This window comes from Streptomyces sp. NPDC040432, from assembly GCF_055595445.1.
On record NZ_JBVIVP010000007.1, the window covers coordinates 15,179 to 37,677 of the forward strand.

Genomic DNA, 22,499 nt, shown 5'->3' on the forward strand with positions numbered 1-22,499 from the left:
ATGCCCCTCATCGACGTCAACGGCATCCGGCTCAATTACTACGACAACCGGGCCGCCAACCGGGCCGACAACCCCGCCGCACCGACCGGCCCCGGCCGCACCGCGCCCGCCGTCCTGCTCATCATGGGCTCGGGCAGCAAGGGCCGGGCCTGGCACCTGCACCAGGTGCCGGCCCTGGTCGCCGCGGGACTGCGCGTCATCACCTTCGACAACCGGGGCATCGCCCCGAGCGACGAGTGCGCCGGCGGTTTCGGCCTGGCCGACCTGATCGCCGACACGGCCGCGCTGATCGAGGAACTGCGGCTGGGCCCCTGCCAGGTCGTCGGCACCTCGATGGGCGCCTACGTCGCCCAGGAACTCGCCCTGGCCCGGCCCGAACTCGTCGACCGGCTCGTCCTGATGGCCACCCGGGGCCGCGCGGACGCGGTCCGCAGCGCGCTGTCCCGCGCCGAGATCGAGCTGTACGACTCGGACGTGCGCCTGCCCGCCTCCTACGAGGCGGTCATCGAGGCGATGCAGATGCTGTCGCCCACCACCCTCGACGACGACCAGCGGGCCCGGGACTGGCTCGACCTGCTGGAGCTGACCCGGGCCTCCGGGCCCGGCAGCCGGGCCCACCTCGGCATCACCGTGGGCTCGGACCGGCGTTCGGCCTACCGCGACATCCGGGTCCCGACCCGGGTCATCGCCTTCGAGGACGACCTCATCTCACCGCCCCGGCTCGGCCGGGAGGTCGCCGAGGCGATCCCCGGCGCCGAGTTCGAGGTCCTGCCCGACTGCGGGCACTACGGCTATCTGGAGCAGCCGGAAGCCGTCAACAAGAGCCTCATCGGCTTCCTACGGACGTGAGGAGCACACCGTGCTGAAGGCAAATCCCGTGGTCGACCTCCCCGGCCTCGCCGAGGGCGAACGGGACCTCCTGGACCGGATCCTGGAGGTGTGCCCCGCGCTCCGACCGGCCTCGGTCGTCTACCGCAGCCGGACCTCCCTGGTGGTCTCCGGCGACCTGGCGGGCACCGAGGTGGTCGCGAAGGTGCGCACGCCCGAATGGCGCCGGCAGAGCCTGCGCGAGATCGAGGCGTACGACCTGTTCGACGGGTCGCCGCCGCCCGTGCCGGTGCCCCGGCGCTTCGCCTCCGACCGGGAGCACGCGGTACTGGTCCTGGAACGGCTGCCCGGCGGGGTGGTGGCACCGGAGCGGTTCCCCGCCGCCCCGGTGCCGGAGGCGGATCTGACGGGCGTCCTCGACGCCGTGCGGCGGCTGCGCGGCTGGCGCCCCGACGTGCCCGCCTCCTGGCACGTCGACTACCGGCCCATGCTGGACGGCGTCATCGCCCGGGGCGACCTCGACGCGGCGCACGGGACGGCCGTGCTCCGGCTCCTGGAGTCGGCCGGACCGCCGCGGGAGATCGGGCACGGCGACCTCGTCCTCGCGAACGTGGTGCGCGCCGCCGGCGGGCACGCCCTGATCGACTGGGCGAGCGCCGCCGTGTTCCTGCCCGGCGCGGACCTGGCACAGCTGTGGCTGCTGCTGGGCGAGGTGCCGGGGGCCCGCGAGCGGATCGACGCGGTGGCCGCCGGGCCCGGCGTCCCCCCGGCGGACGTCGCCGGGTTCCTGGTCAACCTGACCCTGCTGCTCTACCGCGAGCGGCGGGCCCACTCCCGCTTCACCGACGAGGCGTCCCGGGCCCGCGCCGCCCGGCTGGACACCGACTGGGACCTGATCCGCGAACGCGTCGGGGCCTGCGCCCCCTGACGGGGTCGGCGGGACCGTACGCGCAGGGGCCTCCCGGTCCGCGGGCCGGGAGGCCCCTGCGCGTCCGCGGGCCCCCGCGGGTCCGGGGCGCGGCGGCGCAGCACGGCCCACACGGTCTCCAGGCCGAGTCCGGCGACCACCGCGAGACCCACGGCGCTCCAGGTCGCCGCGCCGCCGGCGGGGGCGATCAGGAAGAACTCCCGCAGCGGCGGCACCAGCAGCACGGCCAGGAACACCAGACCGGCCCCGCCGGCCAGCAGCAACCCGCGCGCCCCGAAGGGCCGCACGAGCAGGGCGAGGACCCACAGACCGACGAGGAAGAGGCCGAGCAGCCCGGCGGCGGACGCGGCGCCCGCGTCCCCGCCGCGGACCCGGAACGCCACCCCGTACGCGCCGCAGGTCGCGGCCGCGGTCAGGGCGCCCGCCGGAACCGCCAGGCGTAGGCCCCGGCCGGCGAAGGGCGTCGCCAACCGGTCCGTCCCCCGGCCCCGGACGAACACCAGGAACAGCGCCGGCAGGACCACCACGAGGGAGGCGACCAGGGCGTGCTGTCGCGGCAGGAACGGGTACGGGACCCCGCCGGCGACGACGGCGAGCGTCAGCAACGCCCCGTACACCGCCTTCGTCAGGAAGAGGACCGCGATCCGTTCGACGCCGCCGATGAGCCGCCTGCCCTCGGCGACGACGGACGGCAACCCCTGAAGGGCCGGTCCGAGCAGCACGAGGTGCGCCGCGCCCCGGGCCGCGGCCGTCCCCGACCCCGAGGACACGGCGGTGTCGGCGTCCCGCAGTGCCGGGAGGTCCCCGACGCCGTGCCCGACCACGGCGACGCGCCGGCCGCGCTCGCGGAGTCCGGCGACGAGGTCCGGCCCGTGCCCCGGACCGGCCCCCTCGGGCAGGCCGCGTACGTCGACGCCCTGCCCGCCCAGTCGGCGCGCCGCCTCGGCGGCCCCCGGGTCGGCCCGCGGCCCGAGCGCCACCAGCGCGACGGGTTCCGCGCTGCCGGGCACCGCGTCCGGGTCGGTGAGGAGGACGGCGAGGCCCGCCTCGGACCGGGCCAGGACCAGGACGTCCAGGCCCTTGGCCGCGTAGGCGTCGGCGACGACGCGCAGTGAGTGCCAGCCGGGCAGCAGCGGGGCGGGGGCGCCGAGGAGCCAGGTCCGGGGGCCGTCGTCACCGGTGACGTCGACGCCGCTCCATCCGGGGTGGGGAAACGGTCCGCAGGTCCGGCCCCGGACGGTGGGTCCGGTCTCGGGGTCCGGTGCGGGGAAGCGTTCGGCGACGGCCCGCAGCGTCGGATCGGGGCGGCTCTCCGTACGGCTCAGGAGGCCCAGCACGGCGGCGACGGGCGCCTCCTCGTCCAGGACGTGCACGGCCACCACCTCCCGCTCGGCCCGCACCGCGGGGGTGTCGGCGCCGACGACGACGGTGTCCGCCCGGCCGATGCCCTCGATCCCGGACGCCTTGCGCACCAGGCAGCCGCGGCGCCCCAGCCGGACGACTGCGGCGGAGTGCGCCATCGTGGTGAACAGCACGAGCCCTCCCGGAAGCATCGGCAACAGCGCGCTGACCATGTGGCGGACGGCGTCCCCCGGATCGTTCCTGCCGACCACCCACTGGCCGATGATCCCGACGAGCGCCGCCGGGACGACCAGGTACCCGGCGTGCGCGAGCTGCCTCGTCAGGCTCCGGCCCAGCGGCCCCTCCTGGTCCGGCCCGACCGGGTCCGGGCGGACCGCGGCGCCCGACCGGGCGGCGCGGACGCCCGCGGCGGTCACCGCGTACGCCCCGGTGCCGGCCATGACGAGGGCGCCCGCCCGGACCGGGTCGCCGGGCTGCTTCAGGACCGGATCCGCCTCGCCCGGCACGGGGTGCTCGTCGATCTCCAGATCCTCTGCACCGACGATCGACCCACCCACCAGGATCCGGTCCCCGGGGCCCAGTTCGACGACGTCGTCGACGAGGAGGTCCCGGACGCCGAGCGGGACGAGCTCCCCGTCGCGCCGGCCCGACGGGCGGTTCTCCGCGACGGCCGTCAGCCGCTCCGTGATCCGCCGGGCCCGAACGCCCTGGAGCACTCCGAGGGCGGTCGCGGCGAGCGTGACGGCGACGAACACCGTGTCCTGGACGGGCCCGGTGGCCACGACGGCCAGGCACAGCAGGCCGGACAGCGCGCCGGCGCGGGTGCGCAGGTGGGCGCGCAGCACCGCGCGCAGAACGCGCGGGGCCGGTAAGGAGGTTGCCGCGCCGCGCTCCTCGTCGACCCTGAGGGCCACCTGCGCCGCGGAGAGGCCGGTGCCCCGGACCGCCGGGAGGGCGAGGACGGGTACCGACCCGGCCGGGCGGGGCGGTTGCTCGGCAGCGCCCCCGCGTCGTCCGCTCATGAGTCCCTTGCTCCACGTTCCCGATGGCCTTCAGCCGGCCGGCCCCGGCTGAACGTACGGTACGAAACGGGCCCCGCACCACTGCCGAAGGGCAGTCGCCCACCCCTGACTTCCGTCAGGGGCGCGGGGACCGCCCTTCGTCACGGGCACCACCCCGACCGGCTACTTGATCAGCAGCTGATGGCTCGCCAGCTCCCGGTAGAGGGGGCTGCTTTCGGTGAGTTCCTCGTGGCTTCCGGTGGCGACGACCTCGCCGTGTTCGAGGACCACGATCTGGTCGCTGTCCACGACGGTCGACAGCCGGTGCGCCACCACGAGCAGGCTGCGGTCGGCGATGACCTCGTTGATCGCGTTCCGCATGAGCGCCTCGTTGCGGGCGTCGAGGTTGCTGGTCGCCTCGTCGAGCAGCATGATCGGCGGGGCGGCCAGGAAGGTCCGCGCCAGGGCCAGCCGCTGGCGTTCACCGCCGGAGAGCAGGACGCCGCCCTCGCCGACCTCGGTGTCCAGGCCGAGGGGGGCCCGCATGATCACCTGTTCCAGGTTGACCGAGCGCAGCACCCGGCGCATGTCCTCGTCCGTCGCCCCCGGCGCCGCCAGGGACAGGTTGTCCCGCACCGTTCCCGCGAGGACGGGCGCCGACTGCTCGACGTAGCCGAGGGAGTGGCGCAGCCGCGTGCGCGGCAGCTCGCGTACGTCGGTGCCGCCGACGCGCACCGCGCCCGAGGTGACGTCGTAGAACCGTTCCACCAGGGACAGCAGGGTGGACTTGCCCGCCCCCGAGGGGCCGACCAGGGCGGTGCGGGTGCCGCGGGCGACGGTCAGCGACACGTCGCGGAGCACGGTCTCGCCGTTGCCGTAGCCGAAGGAGACCCGGTCGAACTCGATCGCGGGCGCGGCGGCGGCCGGCGCGTCCGGGGCGACGCGCTCCCGGACCGACAGGGTCGCGCCCGCGGTCGGCGGGGCGGCGGGACGGACCGGGGCGAGGTCCTCGGGGCCGGCGACGTCGCTCTCCTGCGGGAGTTCCAGCACTTCCTCGATGCGCTGGAGCGCGCCGAGTCCGGTCTGGAGCCGGGCGTAGCCGTTCAGGGCCCGGCCGAGCGGGAACCAGAGCATGAAGAGGAACAGGACGAAGGCGACCAGGTCACCGACCTGGATCGCGCCACTGGCCACCCGGGCACCGCCCAGGCCCAGGACGACCAGGAAGGCCAGTTGGATCGTCGTGGAGGTGATCGGGTTGATCATCGCCTGGAGCTTCGCGATGCGCATGCCCGCGTCGAAGGCGTCCTTGGCGTAGCCGTCCACGGCCCGCTCCTCACGCTCCTCGGCGCCGCTGGCGCGGATGGTGCGCACCGCCGAGATCGCCCGCTCCACGGCGGCGGTCATCCCGCCGATGCGGTCCTGTGCGTCGCGGGAGGCCCCGCGGACCCGGCGGGCGAGTCCCAGGACCCCGGCGACGCCCAATCCGATGCCGAGGGCCGTCGCCGCGAACAGGGTGGGGTCGATGACGAACATCATGCCCGCGGAGCCCACGACCATCAGGACGTTGGTGACGGTGTCGAACAGCCCCGACGTGACGACGGCCCGCAGCAGGGTGGTGTCGGAGCCGACCCGGGACAGCAGGTCGCCCGTACGGCGCCGGTCGTACTCGATGATCGGCATCCGCAGCAGACGGGCCACCAGCCGGCGGCGGGCGGTCAGCACCAGGCCCTCGGCGGCGCGCTGGAGCAGGTAGTCGCGGAACCCGCTGAGCACGGCCACCACCAGCAGCGCCGCGACCAGCAGCGCGACCAGCGATCCGACCGGTCGTTCCGCCTCTATGTTGGCCAGCACCTCACGGGTCATGACCGGCTGGCTGAGGGTGAGCAGGGTCGTCGCCAGGGACAGCACGGCGACGGCCGCCAGGGTGCGCCAGCGCCCCTGGAGGTAGGGCAACAAGGACCGGAGCCCGACCTCTTTCTTCACGGGTGGTGGCGCCTGGGGCGGAACCTTCCGGGGCGGCTGCGTCGAGGTGTCCGGAGCGGACGGCCTCACCCGGGTCTGCATGCTCGTCATCGCACTCCAACTCATCGCTCGCTGCCGGCGGTCGGTGGGCCCGCCCCGGCGGGGGCTACGGCTACGGAAGGTCTCCCAGCACGTATCCGTCGGCCGGTCGCAACCCTCGTGACCGACGCAGGTCGGTCATCACGAAGGTGCGCTGGAGCCAGCGGTCGGTGCCGTCGTATCTCGGTGTGAATTCGGTACGGCCGTGCACGGTGACCCGGTTGTCGACGATGGCCAGCTCACCGGGGTGCAGCCGGTGGGTCGCCGCGTGGCGGTCGAACTGCTCCTGCAGGGCGCGCAGGGCGTCGGCGGCCCGTGCGGTGACCGCGGTCGTCGCCGACAGGTCGACACGGATGTCGGGGTCCAGCGGGTCGCCGCTGAGGACCGGCGCCGGCTCGGCCCGGAAGTCGTTCATCCCGAAGGACGGGGGCGGCTCGGTGACGAACTCCGCCGCCCACAGGGCCTCGACGGTCGCCGCGGACAGCAGCGGCAGCACCTGGCGGATGCTCGCCGTGCGCAGGCCCGCCCGGCCCTCGGGGTCGGCGCGCAGGCACAGCAGCATCACGAAGTCGGGCCGGTGCTCGTGGAAGACGTTCTCGTTGTGGAACGTCAGCAGCGTCGAGCCGGCGTTGCCCTGGAACTCCTCCATGCCGGGGACGGGTACGACGTCCTGGACGAGGGCCCCGCCCTTCTCCGGCCGGAACGCCCCCGGGTCGCCGAGCCCGCAGGCCACCATCAGCAGGACGGCGGCCCCGATCGACGGCTCCCGTTGGACGGACCCCTTGACGTCCGGGGTCACCGGCAGGTCCAGGGCGCCGACCGGGAGCCCGCGCAGCACCAGTCCGCCGTCGGGGCCCGAGTCGCGTCGGAAGTCGGCCAGCGTCCGGCGCAGCGCGACGGGCAGTTCGTGCCAGGAGTTCCTGGCGGCCGCCACCCAGTCGGGGTCGTCGGGCCGGCCCGACGCGTGGGTGACGAGTTTCCAGGCGATCTCCTCGACCCTTTCCGCGTCTTTCAGGTCGAGCGTCACATCGTAGGGATTTGCCACATAGCCGGCTGCCACCGCCATATTCAAAGCCTCCATCCACAGGGGTGTACCGTTCTCCGGAAACGCTATGGAAATTCGTTATCGGGCACGTATCGGGGCAGCATGGCCGCCGTCCGATCGCCCGCACTGCCGTCACCCGTTTCGAACGGGTTCCCGACATCAGCCCCGTACGTCGTGGACGGGTTCGGCGCCCGTCCAGACGACGGCCGAGGAACCCCAGGTCAGACCACCTCCGAAGGCGGTCAGCAGCAGCTTGTCGCCCTCCTTGATCCGACCGGCGGCAGCAGCGTCCGCCAACGCCAGCGGAATGGAGGCCGCAGCCGTGTTACCGACGTTCTCGATATTCGAGATCACGCGTTCCGGAGGCAGCCCCAGACGTTTGGCGACGGCCTTCAGGATGCGAATGTTCGCCTGGTGCCCGATAAACGCATCGATATCCGCGAGGTCCCATCCGACCCGGCCGGCGACCGACCGGGCGGATTCCGCCATGGTGGTCACCGCCCGTTTGTAGACCTCCGGGCCGTCCATCGTCAGATAGGCACCGTCCTTGGGGATCGTGATCAGCCCGTCCCCACTGCCGTCGCTGCCCAGCTCCGTTCGGAGCACCGCGCCCGGCCCGTCCGGCCGGCCCCGCTCCAGCAGGACCGCACCGGCCCCGTCACCGAAGAGGGGCGCCGTCACCCGGTCGTCGGGGTCGACGATCGAGGAGTAGACGTCCGCACCGATCAGCAGGACGCTGTCGCAACTCCCCGCGCCGATCATCGACGTGGCCACGGAGAGCCCGTAGACGAATCCCGAGCAGACGGCGGCGAGGTCGAACGCGGGCACCCGCAGGCCCAGTTCGGCCGCCACCCGCGGCGCGGTGGCGGGGCAGCGGCGGTCCGGCGTCGTCGTCGCCAGGAGCACGAGGTCGCAGCCGTCCCGCCCGGCCGACTTCAGCGCCGCGGCGCCCGCGGTGACGGCGAGGTCGCCCGTCTCGATCCCGGACGCCACCCGGCGCCGCGAGGCGATGCCGGTCCGGCTGTGGATCCACGCATGGTCGGTGTCCAGGTTCCGCGACACCTCCTCGTTGCTGACCACGGCCTCCGGCAGACAACTGCCGATGCCCGTGATGACCACGCCGCCACCGTCACGCGGACCGGTCATGGACGAACTCCTCTCGGTACTCCGGCACGCCCACGACGACGGGCGTCCGACCGCCGTGCGCCGCGGCCACGTGACGTTCCGCGAAGTCGGGGCGGGCGATCGGAGCGGTGATCAGCTCGTCGGGGACCGCGAGCACCTCCAGCAGCTCGTCCGCCTCGAACGGCGCACCGGCCGCCTCCTGCCGCTCGGCCTCCAGGCGCAGGACGTCGTCCCGGTCCAGGATCCCGGCCGCGAGACCTGTCAGGGCGTGCTCCAGCACGCAGCCCGCCGCGTACTGCCCCAGCAGCCGCCGCTCCAGGACGGTGGTGGCCGTCGCGGCCCACCGGCCCAGCGCCAGCAGTTGGTGCACGGCACGCGTCCAGTGCGTGGTGGCCTCGCCCGGACCGTGCGCGTCGACCCGGTCCAGCAGGGCGTCGCAGATCGCGCGCAGCCGTCGTACGGCATCCAGGCCGTCGGCCGGCAGCACGGCCGCGTCGAGCGCCGCGTCGAAGCCGGCGCGCTGCCGCAGCGCGTAACGGGTGGCCTGGTAGCCGAGGACGGTGTTGTCCCCGCCGAAGGTGACGGCCACCTCGTAGTCGTGCAGCAGCGGGGCGATCTGGTTCGCGTCGTGGTAGCCCAACCCCCCGCACAGCTCGCGCGTCTCGGCGAGCGTGTGCCGGGCGTCGCCGGTCGAACCGGACTTGCCGCAGGAGATCAGCGCGTGCAGCACCTGATCGCCGGCCGGCGGCCCGTCCGCCGCCCGGTCGACCGCGATGTCCGCCAGCGCCTCCAGCGCGTACCGGGACGCCAACGCCCGGCCCACCGCGGTCGTCAACCGCGTCCGGTAGTGGGCGTGACCGAGCAACGGCGATCCGAAGGCCCGTTTCACGGACGCGAACCGGGTGGTGACCGCGCAGGCGAGACGCTGCGCGTGCGCGGCGCCCACCGACGGGAACAGCCGCTCGTGCGTGAAGGTCGCCAGGCACTCCTCGAAGCGCCGGTGCCGGGGCAACGGCGACCGGTAGGTGCCGTCCGCGTCGATCGACGCCCACCGGTTCATCAGCGCCGACAGCGGCAGTCGGTGGTCCGTGAAGGTCAGGAGACCGGTCTGGTTGGCCGCCACCCCGCCCTTCGGTTCGGCCCGCCCGATGCTGATGCCCGGCAACACCTTCCCGCCGGCCCGCAGGGGCACCCGCAACCAGTGGTGCCCCTCGTCCCGCCCCGCGACGACGAGCCGGGCCAACACCATCGCGACGTCGCCCGAGTGCAGGCTGTTGCCGATCCAGACCTTGCCGGCGCCCGGATCCGGTGTGTCGAGGACCAACTGCCGGTCCTGCGGGCGGTACGTCGCGGTGGTCGCCACCCGCTTCAGATCCGACCCGGCGTGCAGTTCGGAGGCCGCGAAGCAGTACACCTTGCCCATGCCGTCGATCTCCGGGCCGTAACTGCGCACCTGGATCGGCCCCGCGTGGCTGAGCAGCGCGTCCCCGGCGATCTGGTGGGAGACGAGCACGTTGAGCAGGGACAGGTCGTACGCGCCGATCCACCCCATGGTGCGCAGGAAGTCGGGGAAGCGGTCGCTGTCACCGCGCCCCAGCCACTGCGCGTTCGAGCTGAAACCGGCCCGGTTGAGGATCCTCGCCCGGCGCAGCGTCAGCAGGCTGTAGTCGAGGACGCTCTGATCGACGGGCCGGGTCGTGGCGAACTCGGGCCCCGAGAGGACGTGGGCCAGTTCCTTTTCGCGTTGCGTCATGATTCCTTCCCCTGGGACGTGGCGCGCGGGCGTGCGGACGGCTCAGACATCGAGCACCAGAGCCGAGTTGCTGCCGCCGAAACCGAAGGACGTGCTCACGGCGACGGACGCGCCGTGCCGGCGCACGCCCCCCAGGACGAGGTCGATGTCGGGCAGGTCCGGGTCGGCCCGGACCGTGTGCGCGATCGGTGGCACCGTCCCCGTGCGCAGGCTGCGCAACGTCAGGACGGCCTCGATGGCGCCGGAGGCGCCGAGCGTGTGCCCGAGCAGCCCCTTGTTCGCCGTCACCGACGGACCGTGCGGGAACACCCGGGCGATGAGCTGGGCCTCCGACCGGTCGTTCTGCGGTGTGGACGTGCCGTGCGCGTTGAACGTCCCGACGTCCTTCGGCACCAGACCGGCCTGGTCCAACGCCTGCCGGACGGCGGCCTCGGCACCCACCCCCTCGGGATGCGGGGAGACCGGGTGGTACGCGTCGGAGGTGCTGCCGTAGCCGAGCAACCGGCCGAGGACCCTGGCGTGCCGGGCCAGGGCCGTCGCCGGACGTTCCAGGACGACGGCACCCGCCCCCTCGGAGATGACGAAACCGTCGCGGTCGGCGGCGAACGGCCGTGAGGCGTCGGGCCCCTTGTGCCGCGAAAGGGCTCCCATCCGGGCGAAACCCGACACCACGAGCGGGGTGACCCCCGCGTCCGTGCCACAGGCGATGACCGTGTCGCAGGTCCCGGCGTCCAGCAGCGTCTTCGCCAGCCCGATCGCGGCCGCACCCGACGCGCAGGCCGCGACCACCGTATGGCTGGGCCCGGTGATCCCCAACCGCATCGCGAGGGTGCCGGCCGCCATGTTGATCAACGACCGCGGGTGCATGTACGGCGAGACCATCTCGGGCCCGTTCCGCGACAGCCGCTGGTGGCCCTCCTCCAGGGTGGTCACCCCGCCCAACCCGCAACCCACCACGACCCCGACCCGGCTGCCGTCCCACACTCCCGGATCGAGCCCCGCCTCACCGAGCGCCTGATCCACCGCCACCAGCGCGAACCGTATGAACGGATCGGTCCGCGCGGTTCCCCGGCCCGTGAGCTGCTCCCCGAGCGGGGGCACCCGCAGGCTGTGCCACACCCCCGTCCCCTCCAGCGGCCCCGGATCACCGGACTCGGGCGACCGGGCCGCGCTCAGCGCGGCCCAGGTCGCGTCGACGTCCGTGCCCGCGGGAGTCACCAGGCCGGTCCCGGTGATGGCGGCGAAGCCTCCCGTCACGCCGCTTCCAGCACGGAGTGGGCCAGGGCCACGACGTCCCCGACCGTGCAGTCCACCAGGCGGGTCTCGTCGCCACCGAGGTCCGCGCCCGTCTCCTCCTTGATGCGCACGATCAGTTCGGCGATGGCCAACGAGTCCAGCTCAAGGGTGCGCAGCAGGACGTCGTCGGCGATCTCCGCGGGGTCCACCTCCAGGTCATCGGCCAGGATCCCGTGCACGATCGTCTTGGGGTCAATGCTCACGGCTTGTCACCTCTGTTAGGGAGAAACTCGGATCGGCCGCCGCCACCGACGACTTGAGACGCGCTCAAGCCCGGCAAGGGCGCCACCAGGGGAAGGAACGAGATCGAGTCCACTGTGCTGCCGCCGGATATGCGCCCCGTATCCCCCGGTTATCCCGCCCCTGGAGCCCCCCGCCGGCCCGCCGCCCCGACCCCCACCACCCACCACGCCGCCGTCGCCCGAAAACCCCGTCCCCGCAGCTCACCCCACCACCCGACGCCCCGCACCCCCCACCCTGGTCCCGCGCACGACAACCGCTCGACCCCCACCGGACTGCGAACCTCACCCCGGCCCACAAGCGCCGCCCGCGAGCACGCGCCGGCGCCTCCCTGTTCGCGGTGACCCGCCCGCGGCGACAGAACTCCGGGCCCGAAAGCGGAGTTGCCCCCTCGAAGCCACCCGTCCACCCACCCCGACGCGCAGCCCGCCCCACCCCTCGCGAACCGGGACGCGATCATCGCGTCGATGGCCGTGGGGAGCCCTCACCCACGGGGCCCACAGGCCCGCACCACACCGCGCGTATCGCCGCCGACACCACCCCCGCACCGGCGGAGGGCATGAAAAAGCCCCAGGTCACGGCGAGTGAGTCCTGGGGCTGATCCGAGCCGCCTTCGGGATTCGAACCCGAGACCTACGCATTACGAGTGCGTTGCTCTGGCCAACTGAGCTAAGGCGGCACCGCTGGGAAGACAAGAATTTCCCTGGTGGGAGGCTCTCATCAGCAGCGGCGCCAAGTCTACAGGGTTAAACCGGGTGCCCCGAACCGGGTCGGCGGAGCGGGGGCCGGCGGGGTCAGCAGCGCTTGCCGTCCTTCGGGGGGACGCCCTGGAGGAGGTACTGGTTGACGGCGGTGTCGATGCACTCGCTGCCGCGTCCGTACGCCGTGTGGCCGTCTCCGTCGTACGTCAGGAGGGTGCCCGAGTCGAGCTGCCCGGCCAGGGCCTGGGCCCATTTGTACGGGGTCGCGGGGTCCCGCGTCGTGCCGACCACCACGATCGGCGCCGCGCCCTTGGCGGGCAGCTCCTTCGCCTGGCCCGTCGCCTTCACCGGCCAGTACCCGCAGTTCAGCGAGGCCCATGCCAGCCCCGCGCCGAACACCGGGGAGGCCTTCTCGAAGGACGGCAGCGCCGCGTCGACGGCGTCCGGGCCGGTGAAGGCGGCCGGCTGGTCGAGGCAGTTCACGGCGGCGTTCGCGAACATCAGGTTCGCGTACTTGCCGTCCGCCCCGCGCTCGTAATAGCTGTCGGCGAGCGCCAGCAGCCCGGCGCCGTCGCCGTCCATGGCGTTGGTGAGGGCTTCGCGCAGCTGCGGCCAACCGCTCTCGTCGTACAGGGCCGCGATCACGCCCGTCGTGGCGAGCGACTCGCCCAGCGGGCGGGAGTCGTCGCCGGACGGGACGGGCTGGGCGTCGAGCTTGCGGAAGAACTCCTTCAGGCGCAGCGCCACGGAGTCCGGGTCCCCTTGGCCCAGGGGGCAGTCGGGTTGCTTGGCGCAGTCCTTGGCGAAGGACCGGAAGGCCGTCTCGAAGCCGGCCGTCTGGTCCCGGTTCAGGTCGAGCGCGGGCCGGGAGGGATCCATCGCGCCGTCCAGCACGAGCCGGCCTACGCGGTCGGGGAACAGGTCCGCGTACGTCGCGCCGAGGAAGGTGCCGTACGAGGCCCCGACGTAGTTGAGCTTCTCGTCGCCCAGCACCCCCCGGAGCATGTCCATGTCCCGGGCGGCATCGACGGTGGAGACGTGCGGCAGGATCCGCTGCGATCGGGTCTGGCAGCCCGCCGCGAACTCCTTGAACGCGGCCACCAGCCGGGCCCGCTCCGCCTTGTCGTCCGGTGTCTGGTCCACCTGGGTGAACTTGTCCATCTGCGGCCCGGACAGGCACTCGACGGGGCTGCTGCGGTCCACACCGCGCGGGTCGAAGGAGACCATGTCGTACTGGGCGCGCACGGCCGCCGGGTAGCCGATGCCCGCGTACGCCTGGAGGTAGCCGATGCCGGAGCCTCCCGGACCACCCGGGTTGACCAGGAGGGAACCCAGTTTCTTGCCGGGGCCGGTGGCGGTGCGGCGGGCGACCGCGAGGTCGATGTCCTGCCCGGCGCCCGGGTTCCCGTAGTCCAGCGGCGCCTTCATCGTGGAGCACTGGAAGCCGGGGACACCGCACTCGCGCCAGCTCAGCTTCTGCTCGTAGTACGGACGCAGCCCGGCGGGGACGGCGGACGGCCCCCCGGAGGCCGCCACCCCCGAACCACCGGAGGTGCACCCGGAGAGCAGCAGCCCGGCGGCTGCGATCACGGTCCCGGTGGTACGCAGCAGGCGACTGGTGTCCATGCCAGGAGCCTACGGCTCGGGCCCGCCCGCCGTCGGGTGACGCCGATCCGGGCAGCGGACGGCCGACCGGGGTCGGCCCTGCGCCCGCCCGGGACGTTCCGTCCTGCGCGGGCGTCGCGGACCGCTCGTACGGGTGAACCGCCGAGGCGTCCGCGCGACGAGCGCGACCGCCCGCCGTCGCCGGCCCACCCGCCTCGGCCGCGACCGGGACGGCCTCCCCCGTCGGACGGCCTCGCCGCGTCAGCCCGCGCGCAACGCCATCGTCATGGCCTCGACCGCGAGCAGCGGAGCCACGTTCCGGTCGAGGGCGGTCCGGCAGGCGATGATCGCCTCGATGCGCCGCAGGGTCCGCTCGGGACCCGAGGCGCGGGCGATCCGGTCGAGGTCCGGCCGTATCTCCTCGTTCGCGATGGCGAGGCCGGAGCCGAGCTGGAGCGCCAGCACGTCCCGGTAGAAGCCGGTGAGGTCGGTCAGTGCCAGGTCGAGGCTGTCGCGCTGGGTACGGGTACGGCGACGCTTCTGGCGGTCCTCCAGCTCCTTCATCACGCCCGCGGTGCCCCGCGGCATCCGGCTGCCCGCTCCGGCGCCCGCGCCGAGCGCCGCCCTCAGCTCCTCGGTCTCCTTGCCGTCGACCTCCTCCGCGACCTGCTTGGCGTCCTCCGCCGCCGCGTCGACGAGTTCCTGCGCGGCCTTGAGGCAACCGCCCACGTCGTCCACGCGCAGCGGGAGCCGCAGGACGGCGGTGCGCCGGCTCCGGGCGGCCTCGTCGGTCGCGAGCCGGCGGGCCCGCCCGATGTGTCCCTGGGTCGCGCGGGCCGCCGCCGAGGCCGCCGCGGGCTCGACCCCGTCGCGCCGCACCAGGAGATCGGCGACCGCCTCCACGGAGGGGGTGCGCAGGGTCAGGTGCCGGCAGCGGGACCGGATGGTGGGCAGCACGTCCTCCAGGGAGGGTGCGCACAGCAGCCACACCGTCCGCGGAGCGGGCTCCTCCACGGCTTTGAGGAGCACGTTCCCGGCGCCCTCGGTGAGCCGGTCGGCGTCTTCGAGGACGATGACCTGCCAGCGGCCGACGGCCGGCGAGAGCTGGGCCCGGCGGACGAGGCTGCGGGTCTCCTTGACGCCGATGGACAGCAGATCGGTACGGACGATCTCCACGTCGGCGTGCGTGCCGATCAGGGTGGTGTGGCAGCCGTCGCAGAACCCGCAGCCGGGTTCACCGCCGAGGGCGCGGTCGGGGCTGACGCATTGGAGCGCGGCAGCGAAGGCACGGGCCGCCGTGGCCCGTCCGGACCCGGGCGGGCCGGTGAACAGCCAGGCGTGGGTCATCTTGGACGCGGCGGGTGCGGAGGTGCCGTCCGAGCCGGCGGTGACCAGGGCGTCGGCGTCCCGGGCGGCGGCTGCCAGCTGCGCCTGTACGCGGTCCTGCCCCACGAGGTCGTCCCAAACGGGCATTCCGCGCCCACCGTCCTTCCCACTCCGTCGATTCGGGGCCGTGCGACTCCGTCGGCCCTTGCCGTACCGATCCCCATGCCGGATCGCCGGCCGCACGAACCCGCCGACCGTTCGGCCCCGCCGGCGGGCCGCCGATGACCGGACGGCCATCGGTGACCGCACGGCAATCGGTGACCGGACGGCCGCCGATGACCGGGCAGCCGCCGCGGCCGCTGTCGGCCACCGGTGGCCGCGCGTGACGTTCCCATTGTGGCGCGCGCCACCAACAATTCCGGCCGCTGCGGTCAGCGCCTGCGGCGCGGGCGGCGGCCCTCGTCCTCGCCGTCGTCGTCCCGGTGCGATCCCAGCAGTTCGTCCGCCAGGGTCGGCAGGTCGTCCATCGGGGTTTCCTCGGCCCAGTCGGAGGGCTCGCGGCGCGGCCTCCCGTCGTCCCCGACGACGGGGAGCTCGCGGGTCACGTCGTTCCCGGCGTCACGGAAGATGCCGGGCGGAACCCGGTCCGTCGGGTTCTCCTCCGACCGGCGGGCCGTCGGCCGCGAGGCCGAACCGCTCCGACCGCCCGAGCCCGTGGGCGGCGCGGGCGGCGTCGCCCGACGGCCCTCGGCGCCGGAGGCGCCCGAAGAACCGGAAGCACCCGCGCCACCCGGGCCGGCGGCCCCGTCGGGACGTACGGCGGGCAACACCGCCGTCTCGTCCGTGGCACCGGCCGCACCCGCCGCACCTCGCGTCGGATCGACCTTCGGCACCGGAACCGTCTGGGTCACGTCGTCCGGCTGGACGACCCGCCTGACCACCGGCGTCTCGACGGTGACGGCGTCGTCCGGCAGCGGCTCCTTGCGCATGCCGACCTTGGGGGCGGGCGCCTGAACCGGCGCGACCGGCGCCGAAGCGGCCGACGTCGACGCGGATGCCGCCGACGCTGCCGCCGCCGACGCCGCCGCGGCGGCAGCAGCCGAGGCCTCCGCCTCCCGGCGCGCCTCCTCCGCCCTCAGCAGGGCCTCCTCGGCGCGCCGCTGCTTCTCCAGCCTCCGCGCCTCGGTCTCGGCCCGCAGCCGGGCCTCCTCCGCCTCCTGGAGCCGGAGCCGTTCCTGCTCGGCGGCGCGGGCCTTCGCCTCGGCCTCGGCACGCAGCCGTTCGGCCTCGGCCCGGGCCCGGGCCTCCTCCTCGGCGCGCAGCCTCTCCTCCTCCGCCTTGCGGGCGGCCTCCGCCTCGGCCCTGATCCGGGCCTCCTCGGCCTCGCGGGCCAGCCGGGCCTCTTCCTCGGCCTTCAGCCGGGCCTCCTCGGCCTTGCGGGCGGCCTCCGCCTCGGCCTTGAGCCGGGCCTCCTCCTCGGCGAGCCGGCGGGCCTCGATCTGCGCCGCCACCTCCGCCTCGGACAGCGGCAGCATCCGGTCCAGGCGGTGCCGTACGACGGTGGTCACCGAGCCCGGGTCCTGGCCCGCGTCGACGACGAGGTAGCGACCGGGGTCGGCGGCGGCGAGCGTCAGGAATCCGGCGCGCACCCGCTGGTGGAAGGCCGCCGGCTCGGATTCCAGCCGGTCGGGCGCCTCGGTGAACCGCTCCCGGGCGGTCTCCGGGGACACGTCGAGCAGGACGGTCAGGTTCGGGACGAGTCCGCCGGTGGCCCAGCGGGAGATCCGCGCGATCTCGGTCGGGGCGAGGTCGCGGCCGGCTCCCTGGTAGGCCACGGAGGAGTCGATGTAGCGGTCGGAGATGACCACGGCGCCGCGCTCCAGCGCGGGCCGGACGACCGTGTCCACGTGCTCCGCACGGTCGGCGGCGTACATCAGGGCCTCGGCCCGGTTGGACAGACCGGCCGAGGACACGTCGAGCAGGATCGAGCGGAGCCGCTTGCCCACCGGCGTGGCTCCCGGCTCGCGGGTCACGACGACCTCGTGGCCCTTGCCCCGTATCCAGTCCGCGAGGGCCTCCGCCTGGGTGGACTTGCCGGCCCCGTCACCGCCTTCGAGGGCGATGAAGAACCCCGTGGCGGAGGGGGCCTGGACCGGGTCCCCGCCGCGCAGCGCCTCACGCAGGTCGCGGCGCAGCGGTACTCCGCCGCGGTCGTCGGCCTTGGCGAGGACCACCACGGCGACGGGCAGCAGCAGCGCGCCGACGAGCATCAGGGTGAAGGCGGCGCCACCGTGCGAGAACACGTCGTCGCCGCCGACCAGCCGGTGCGGCCCGATCGCGGCGGCGAGCAGCGGGGCGGCGACCGCGCCCAACGCCACCGCGACCCGGACGGCGGCCTGGAGGTGCTCGGTGACGCGGGTCCGGCGGAACTCCTCGGTCTCCTGGTCGATCAGGGTGTGCCCGGTGTTGGCGGCGACGCCCGCGGCGGTGCCGGCGAGCAGGGCGAGGAACAGCACGGTGGCGGTGTCGGGGACGAGCCCAGCCAGCAGCAGGGCGAGGCCGGTCACCGCCGTGGCCAGGGCCAGCAGGCGGCGCCGCGACAGGGTGGGCAGCACCTTGCCGGCCTGGGTCGCGCGGATGCCGAGGGCGGTGCCGCCGACGAGGGCGAGGACCAGCAGGGCGTAGGCGGCGGGGCCGCCGCCCAGGTCGAAGGCCTGCAGTACGGCGACTGAGGCGGCGCAGGCCACCGCACCGGCGACGGCGGCGCAGGTCAGCACGAACAGTCGGAGGTTGCCCGTACGCCCCTTCTCGCGCTGGTCGCCCGCCTTGGGGGCCCGCAGGCCCTCCAGCGGGGAACGCGGCCGCGGGGTCTTCGTCGCGGGCAGCACCAGCGGCAGCAGCAGCGAGACGGACGCGGCGAACAGACCGGCCGCCACGTACGAGCCGAGCGCCGCCTGGTTCGCGGCGAACCATTCCACGCCCAGGCCCAGGGCCCGCCCGACGAGGGTGGCGGCGAGGAGCGCGCCGGCCGCGACGGGCATCGCCGCGAAGGCCGTACGCAGCGTCAGGCGCCGCAGGGCGTCGAGGTGGTCCGGGAGCGGACGCACCGTCGCCCCCTCGGGCGGCGGCTCCGGCAGCAGCGCCGGCGCGGCGCTCTCCTTGGCCAGCGTCCACACCCGCTCGGCGGCGCCGGAGACGAAGACGGTGGCGAGCAGCGCGGTCGTCGCGTGCCCGGGGATCCAGTCGAGCCAGAGCGGGGCGACGACGAACAGGCCGATGCGCAGGCCGTCGGCTCCGACCATCGTCCAGCGCCGGTCCAGCTTGCCCCCGGGGGCGGTGAGCTTGGCCAGCGGGCCGAGCAGTACCGCTCCGAACAGCACGGTGGCGAGGATCCGCACGCCGAAGACCGCGGCGACGGCGAACGCCGCCCCCCGGTAGCCGTCACCGAAGAGGCCTCCCGGGGCCGCCTCGACGGCGGCCTGGAGCGTCAGCAGCACCAGGACGAGCAGGGCGAGGGCATCGCCGATGCCGCTCACCAGTTGCGCGCTCCACAGTCGGCGAAGTCTGGGGGTGCGCAGCAGGGCGCGCACCGCTCGCTCGCGGGAGTCCGCGGCCAGGGCTTCGTCGTAGGTGGGGGTCTCGGAGTCGGTCACGACCGTTGGCTGCTCGGCTCGCGTCATCCGCCCAGCCTATCCGCTGTCCCTGGCGGTTGCGTTGGGCTGTGGACGGGGCTCCGTGTGACCCCGCACCCACTCGTCGCGGGCGGCCGGGCAGCGGACGCCCGAGGGCCCCGCGCGGATCGCGCGGGGCCCTCGGAAGGTACGGACGGCCGGGTCGGCCGGTCGGCCGCTACGCCTCCGACGCCGGGGCGGCCGCCGTCTTCTTGGCCGTCGTCTTCTTCGCCGCGACCGTCTTCGTGGCGGTGGTCGTCTTCTTGGCCGCCGTCGTCTTCTTCGCGGCGGTCTTGGTGGCCGTCGCCTTCTTCGCCGGGGCCTTCTTGGCCGTCGCCTTCTTCGCGGGGGCCTTCTTCGCGGTCTTCTTCGCCGGGCCCTTGGCGCGCTTCTCCGCGAGCAGCTCGTAGCCCCGCTCGGGCGTGATCGTCTCGACGTCGTCGTCCCGGCGCAGCGTCGCGTTGGTCTCGCCGTCCGTCACGTACGGGCCGAAACGGCCGTCCTTGACGACGACGGGCTTCTCGCTGACCGGGTCGGTGCCGAGCTCCTTGAGCGGGGGCTTGGCCGCCGCCCGCCCGCGCTGCTTGGGCTGGGCGTAGATGGCGAGGGCCTCGTCGAGGGTGATCGCGAAGAGCTGGTCCTCGGTCTCCAGGGACCGCGAGTCCGTGCCCTTCTTCAGGTACGGGCCGTAGCGGCCGTTCTGGGCGGTGATCTCGACGCCCTCGGCGTCCACGCCGACCACGCGCGGCAGCGACATCAGCTTGAGCGCCTCGTCGAGGGTGACGGTGTCCAGGGACATCGACTGGAAGAGGGAGGCCGTCCGCGGCTTCACCGCGTTCTTGCCCGTCTTCGGGGTGCCCTCGGGAAGGATCTCGGTGACGTACGGCCCGTAGCGACCGTCCTTCGCGACGATCTGGTTCCCGCTCACCGGGTCGGCGCCGAGTGCGAATTCACCGCTCGGCTTCGCGAACAGTTCCTCCGCGTACTCGACCGTCAGCTCGTCCGGAGCCATGTCGTCCGGTACGTCGGCCCGCTGGTGGCCCTCGGCGTCCTTCTCGCCGCGCTCCACGTACGGCCCGTAGCGGCCGACGCGCAGCACGATGTCGTCGCCGACGGGGAAGGAGGAGATCTCCCGGGCGTCGATCGCGCCCAGGTCCGTGACCAGCTCCTTCAGGCCGCCGAGGTGGTCGCCGTTGGCGGGGACGACCTCGGAGGCGTCCTCGGAACCGAAGTAGAAGCGCTTGAGCCACGGCACGGACTGGGCCTCGCCCCGCGCGATGCGGTCGAGGTCGTCCTCCATCTTCGCGGTGAAGTCGTAGTCGACGAGCCGCCCGAAGTGCGTCTCCAGGAGGTTCACCACGGCGAACGACAGGAAGGACGGCACGAGGGCCGTGCCCTTCTTGAAGACGTAGCCGCGGTCGAGGATCGTGCCGATGATCGACGCGTACGTCGACGGACGGCCGATCTCCCGCTCTTCGAGCTCCTTGACCAGCGAGGCCTCGGTGTACCGGGCCGGCGGCTTGGTCGAGTGGCCGTCGGCGGTGATCTCCTCGGCGGACAGGGCGTCGCCCTCGGCGACCTGCGGCAGCCGCTTCTCACGGTCGTCGAGCTCGGCGTTCGGGTCGTCGGCGCCTTCGACGTAGGCCTTCATGAAGCCGTGGAAGGTGATCGTCTTGCCGGAGGCGCTGAATTCGGCGTCCCGGCCGTCCGACGCGGTGCCGCCGATCTTCACGGTCACCGAGTTGCCGGTCGCGTCCTTCATCTGGGAGGCGACGGTCCGCTTCCAGATGAGCTCGTACAGGCGGAACTGGTCGCCGGTCAGACCGGTCTCGGCCGGGGTGCGGAAACGATCACCCGAAGGTCGGATCGCCTCGTGCGCCTCCTGCGCGTTCTTGACCTTGCCGGCGTAGACGCGCGGCTTCTCGGGCAGGTAGTCGGCCCCGTACAGCTGGGTGACCTGCGCCCGGGCCGCGTTCACGGCGGTGTCGGAGAGCGTCGTGGAGTCCGTACGCATGTAGGTGATGAAGCCGTTCTCGTACAGCTTCTGGGCCACCTGCATGGTCGCCTTCGCACCGAAGCCCAGCTTGCGCGAGGCCTCCTGCTGGAGCGTCGTCGTGCGGAAGGGGGCGTACGGGGAACGGCGGTAGGGCTTGGAGTCGACCGACCGCACCGCGAAGGACGTCTGCTCCAGCGCGGCGGCGAGCGCCCGGGCGTTCGCCTCGTCGAGGTGCAGGACCTCGCTCTTGAGCCGGCCGGTCGAACCGAAGTCGCGGCCCTGGGCGACGCGCTTGCCGTCGACCGTGTTCAGTCGGGCGACCAGCGTGGAGGGGTCGGACGCGTCACCGGCGCGGCCGGTGGCGAAGGTACCGGTCAGGTCCCAGTACTCGGCGGAGCGGAAGGCGATGCGCTCGCGCTCCTTCTCCACGACCATGCGGGTGGCGACGGACTGGACGCGGCCCGCCGACAGCTTCGGCATGACCTTCTTCCACAGGACCGGCGAGACCTCGTAGCCGTAGAGGCGGTCGAGGATGCGGCGGGTCTCCTGGGCGTCGACCATGCGCTGGTTGAGCTCGCGCGGGTTGGCGACGGCGTCGCGGATCGCGTCCTTGGTGATCTCGTGGAAGACCATGCGGTGGACGGGGACCTTGGGCTTGAGGACCTCTTGCAGGTGCCACGCGATGGCTTCGCCCTCGCGGTCCTCATCGGTGGCGAGGAAGAGTTCGTCGGACTCGGCCAGCAGGTCCTTGAGCTTGCGGACCTGGGCCTTCTTGTCCGCGTTGACGACGTAGATCGGCTGGAAGTCGTGTTCGACGTCCACACCGAGCCGTCGCACCTCGCCGGTGTACTTGTCGGGAACCTCGGCCGCGCCGCTGGGGAGGTCGCGGATGTGCCCGACGCTCGCCTCGACGACGTATCCCGGGCCGAGGTAGCCCTTGATCGTCTTCGCCTTGGCAGGGGACTCGACGATGACGAGTCGGCGGCCGCCCTTTGCGGTCTCGCTAGTCGGGGACAACTTGGCTCTTCTCTCCGGTCGGCACTCGGTCGCAGTACGGCGACGCTGCGGAGTGTGACGGTACAACCCGCCCCCGTGTCAAACGGCACAAGCCCGCAACGGCCACTCGAACGGTAACCCGACAAGTGCCATTCCTGCCGCCCGGATGCCGCGCCGGACCCCTTCCGGTCACCGGCCGGAGTGGCCGGAGGGCCGTCTGGCCCCGCCTCCGCACCCGTCTCGACGTCGGGTTTCACCCCCGACGGAGATCATCGCCGGGCCCGCCTCAGAAGCGCTGGAGGCACCAGATCCCGAGGGCCAACGAACCCGCGCCGGCCAGGAGGGCCAGTGGTACGGCCAGGACGGGGCGCACGCCTTCGGCCACCGGCGCGCGGTGCAGGGCGCGCGCCCCCGTCCAGACCAGCAGAGCGGCTCCGAACAGCAGGAACACGGCTGCCGCGAAGATCGCCGGACCGCGTTCCATGCCGTTCCCCTTTACCCCTGGGCCGCTCGGGGATCCCCCCGGATCCCGCTGCCCCGGAGCCTGCCGGCCCTGGGGATACGG

General features: G+C 73.7%; 14 protein-coding genes and 1 tRNA gene. 2 read left to right on the forward strand and 13 right to left on the reverse strand.

Annotation, left to right across the window (positions count from 1 at the left end; genetic code table 11):
• The gene (locus ACZ58N_RS17355) at window positions 1-849 is read left to right on the forward strand and encodes an alpha/beta fold hydrolase (RefSeq protein ID WP_471160165.1); all 849 of its coding nucleotides are present in this window, start codon (window positions 1-3) and stop codon (window positions 847-849) included.
• A gap of 10 nt (window positions 850-859) precedes the next feature.
• The gene (locus tag ACZ58N_RS17360; protein ID WP_471160167.1) at window positions 860-1,756 is read left to right on the forward strand and encodes a phosphotransferase; all 897 of its coding nucleotides are present in this window, start codon (window positions 860-862) and stop codon (window positions 1,754-1,756) included.
• On the opposite strand, the gene ACZ58N_RS17365 is transcribed toward ACZ58N_RS17360, so the two are convergent.
• The 13 genes from ACZ58N_RS17365 to ACZ58N_RS17425 all read right to left on the reverse strand — a co-directional run bounded on the left by ACZ58N_RS17365 (window position 1,639) and on the right by ACZ58N_RS17425 (window position 22,418).
• Window positions 1,639-4,140 (reverse strand): P-type ATPase actuator domain-containing protein, encoded by a 2,502-nt coding sequence (locus ACZ58N_RS17365; RefSeq protein WP_471160170.1) that lies wholly within the window; start codon window positions 4,138-4,140, stop codon window positions 1,639-1,641. The genes ACZ58N_RS17360 and ACZ58N_RS17365 overlap by 118 nt on opposite strands.
• Window positions 4,141-4,302: 162 nt before the next feature.
• Window positions 4,303-6,102 (reverse strand): ABC transporter ATP-binding protein, encoded by a 1,800-nt coding sequence (locus ACZ58N_RS17370; protein ID WP_471160172.1) that lies wholly within the window; start codon window positions 6,100-6,102, stop codon window positions 4,303-4,305.
• 151 nt (window positions 6,103-6,253) lie between these two features.
• Window positions 6,254-7,246 carry a TauD/TfdA family dioxygenase gene (locus tag ACZ58N_RS17375; RefSeq protein WP_471160812.1) on the reverse strand — a complete coding sequence of 331 codons (993 nt, stop codon included), beginning with the start codon at window positions 7,244-7,246 and terminating at the stop codon, window positions 6,254-6,256.
• A 138-nt stretch (window positions 7,247-7,384) separates the two neighbouring features.
• Complete coding sequence (locus tag ACZ58N_RS17380) at window positions 7,385-8,371, reverse strand: beta-ketoacyl-ACP synthase III (protein ID WP_471160174.1); 987 nt, start codon at window positions 8,369-8,371, stop codon at window positions 7,385-7,387.
• The gene (locus tag ACZ58N_RS17385) at window positions 8,355-10,103 is read right to left on the reverse strand and encodes an acyl-CoA dehydrogenase family protein (RefSeq protein WP_471160177.1); all 1,749 of its coding nucleotides are present in this window, start codon (window positions 10,101-10,103) and stop codon (window positions 8,355-8,357) included. Before ACZ58N_RS17385 ends, ACZ58N_RS17380 begins: the two co-directional genes overlap by 17 nt.
• Window positions 10,104-10,145: 42 nt before the next feature.
• Window positions 10,146-11,360 (reverse strand): beta-ketoacyl-[acyl-carrier-protein] synthase family protein, encoded by a 1,215-nt coding sequence (locus ACZ58N_RS17390; protein WP_471160179.1) that lies wholly within the window; start codon window positions 11,358-11,360, stop codon window positions 10,146-10,148.
• Window positions 11,357-11,602 (reverse strand): phosphopantetheine-binding protein, encoded by a 246-nt coding sequence (locus ACZ58N_RS17395; protein ID WP_471160182.1) that lies wholly within the window; start codon window positions 11,600-11,602, stop codon window positions 11,357-11,359. The genes ACZ58N_RS17390 and ACZ58N_RS17395 overlap by 4 nt, the downstream gene beginning before the upstream one ends.
• A 642-nt stretch (window positions 11,603-12,244) precedes the next feature.
• Window positions 12,245-12,318 (reverse strand) — tRNA-Thr (locus tag ACZ58N_RS17400).
• A 115-nt stretch (window positions 12,319-12,433) separates the two neighbouring features.
• Window positions 12,434-13,966, reverse strand: coding sequence for an alpha/beta hydrolase (locus ACZ58N_RS17405; protein ID WP_471160185.1), 1,533 nt, complete (start codon window positions 13,964-13,966; stop codon window positions 12,434-12,436).
• 240 nt (window positions 13,967-14,206) lie between these two features.
• Window positions 14,207-15,418: a DNA polymerase III subunit delta' gene (locus ACZ58N_RS17410; protein WP_471160187.1), complete on the reverse strand. Its 1,212-nt coding sequence runs from the start codon at window positions 15,416-15,418 to the stop codon at window positions 14,207-14,209.
• 284 nt (window positions 15,419-15,702) lie between these two features.
• On the reverse strand, window positions 15,703-18,951 hold the full coding sequence (gene tmk / locus ACZ58N_RS17415; protein ID WP_471160190.1) for a dTMP kinase: 3,249 nt from the start codon (window positions 18,949-18,951) through the stop codon (window positions 15,703-15,705).
• A gap of 169 nt (window positions 18,952-19,120) precedes the next feature.
• Window positions 19,121-21,955, reverse strand: a complete 2,835-nt coding sequence (gene topA, locus ACZ58N_RS17420; protein ID WP_471160192.1) for a type I DNA topoisomerase — start codon at window positions 21,953-21,955, stop codon at window positions 19,121-19,123.
• 265 nt (window positions 21,956-22,220) lie between these two features.
• A complete protein-coding gene (locus tag ACZ58N_RS17425; protein WP_471160194.1) occupies window positions 22,221-22,418 on the reverse strand; it encodes a hypothetical protein in 198 nt (65 codons plus the stop codon).
• Window positions 22,419-22,499: the final 81 nt, after the last annotated feature.

Excerpts from the sequence above, each read along its gene's own strand:
- ACZ58N_RS17355 (WP_471160165.1), top strand. The coding sequence starts at position 1 with ATGCCCCTCATCGACGTCAACGGCATCCGGCTCAATTACTACGACAAC.
- ACZ58N_RS17365 (WP_471160170.1), bottom strand. The coding sequence starts at position 4,140 with ATGAGCGGACGACGCGGGGGCGCTGCCGAGCAACCGCCCCGCCCGGCC.
- ACZ58N_RS17375 (WP_471160812.1), bottom strand. The coding sequence starts at position 7,246 with ATGGCGGTGGCAGCCGGCTATGTGGCAAATCCCTACGATGTGACGCTC.
- ACZ58N_RS17380 (WP_471160174.1), bottom strand. The coding sequence starts at position 8,371 with ATGACCGGTCCGCGTGACGGTGGCGGCGTGGTCATCACGGGCATCGGC.
- ACZ58N_RS17385 (WP_471160177.1), bottom strand. The coding sequence starts at position 10,103 with ATGACGCAACGCGAAAAGGAACTGGCCCACGTCCTCTCGGGGCCCGAG.
- ACZ58N_RS17405 (WP_471160185.1), bottom strand. The coding sequence starts at position 13,966 with ATGGACACCAGTCGCCTGCTGCGTACCACCGGGACCGTGATCGCAGCC.
- ACZ58N_RS17410 (WP_471160187.1), bottom strand. The coding sequence starts at position 15,418 with ATGCCCGTTTGGGACGACCTCGTGGGGCAGGACCGCGTACAGGCGCAG.
- tmk (WP_471160190.1), bottom strand. The coding sequence starts at position 18,951 with ATGACGCGAGCCGAGCAGCCAACGGTCGTGACCGACTCCGAGACCCCC.
- ACZ58N_RS17425 (WP_471160194.1), bottom strand. The coding sequence starts at position 22,418 with ATGGAACGCGGTCCGGCGATCTTCGCGGCAGCCGTGTTCCTGCTGTTC.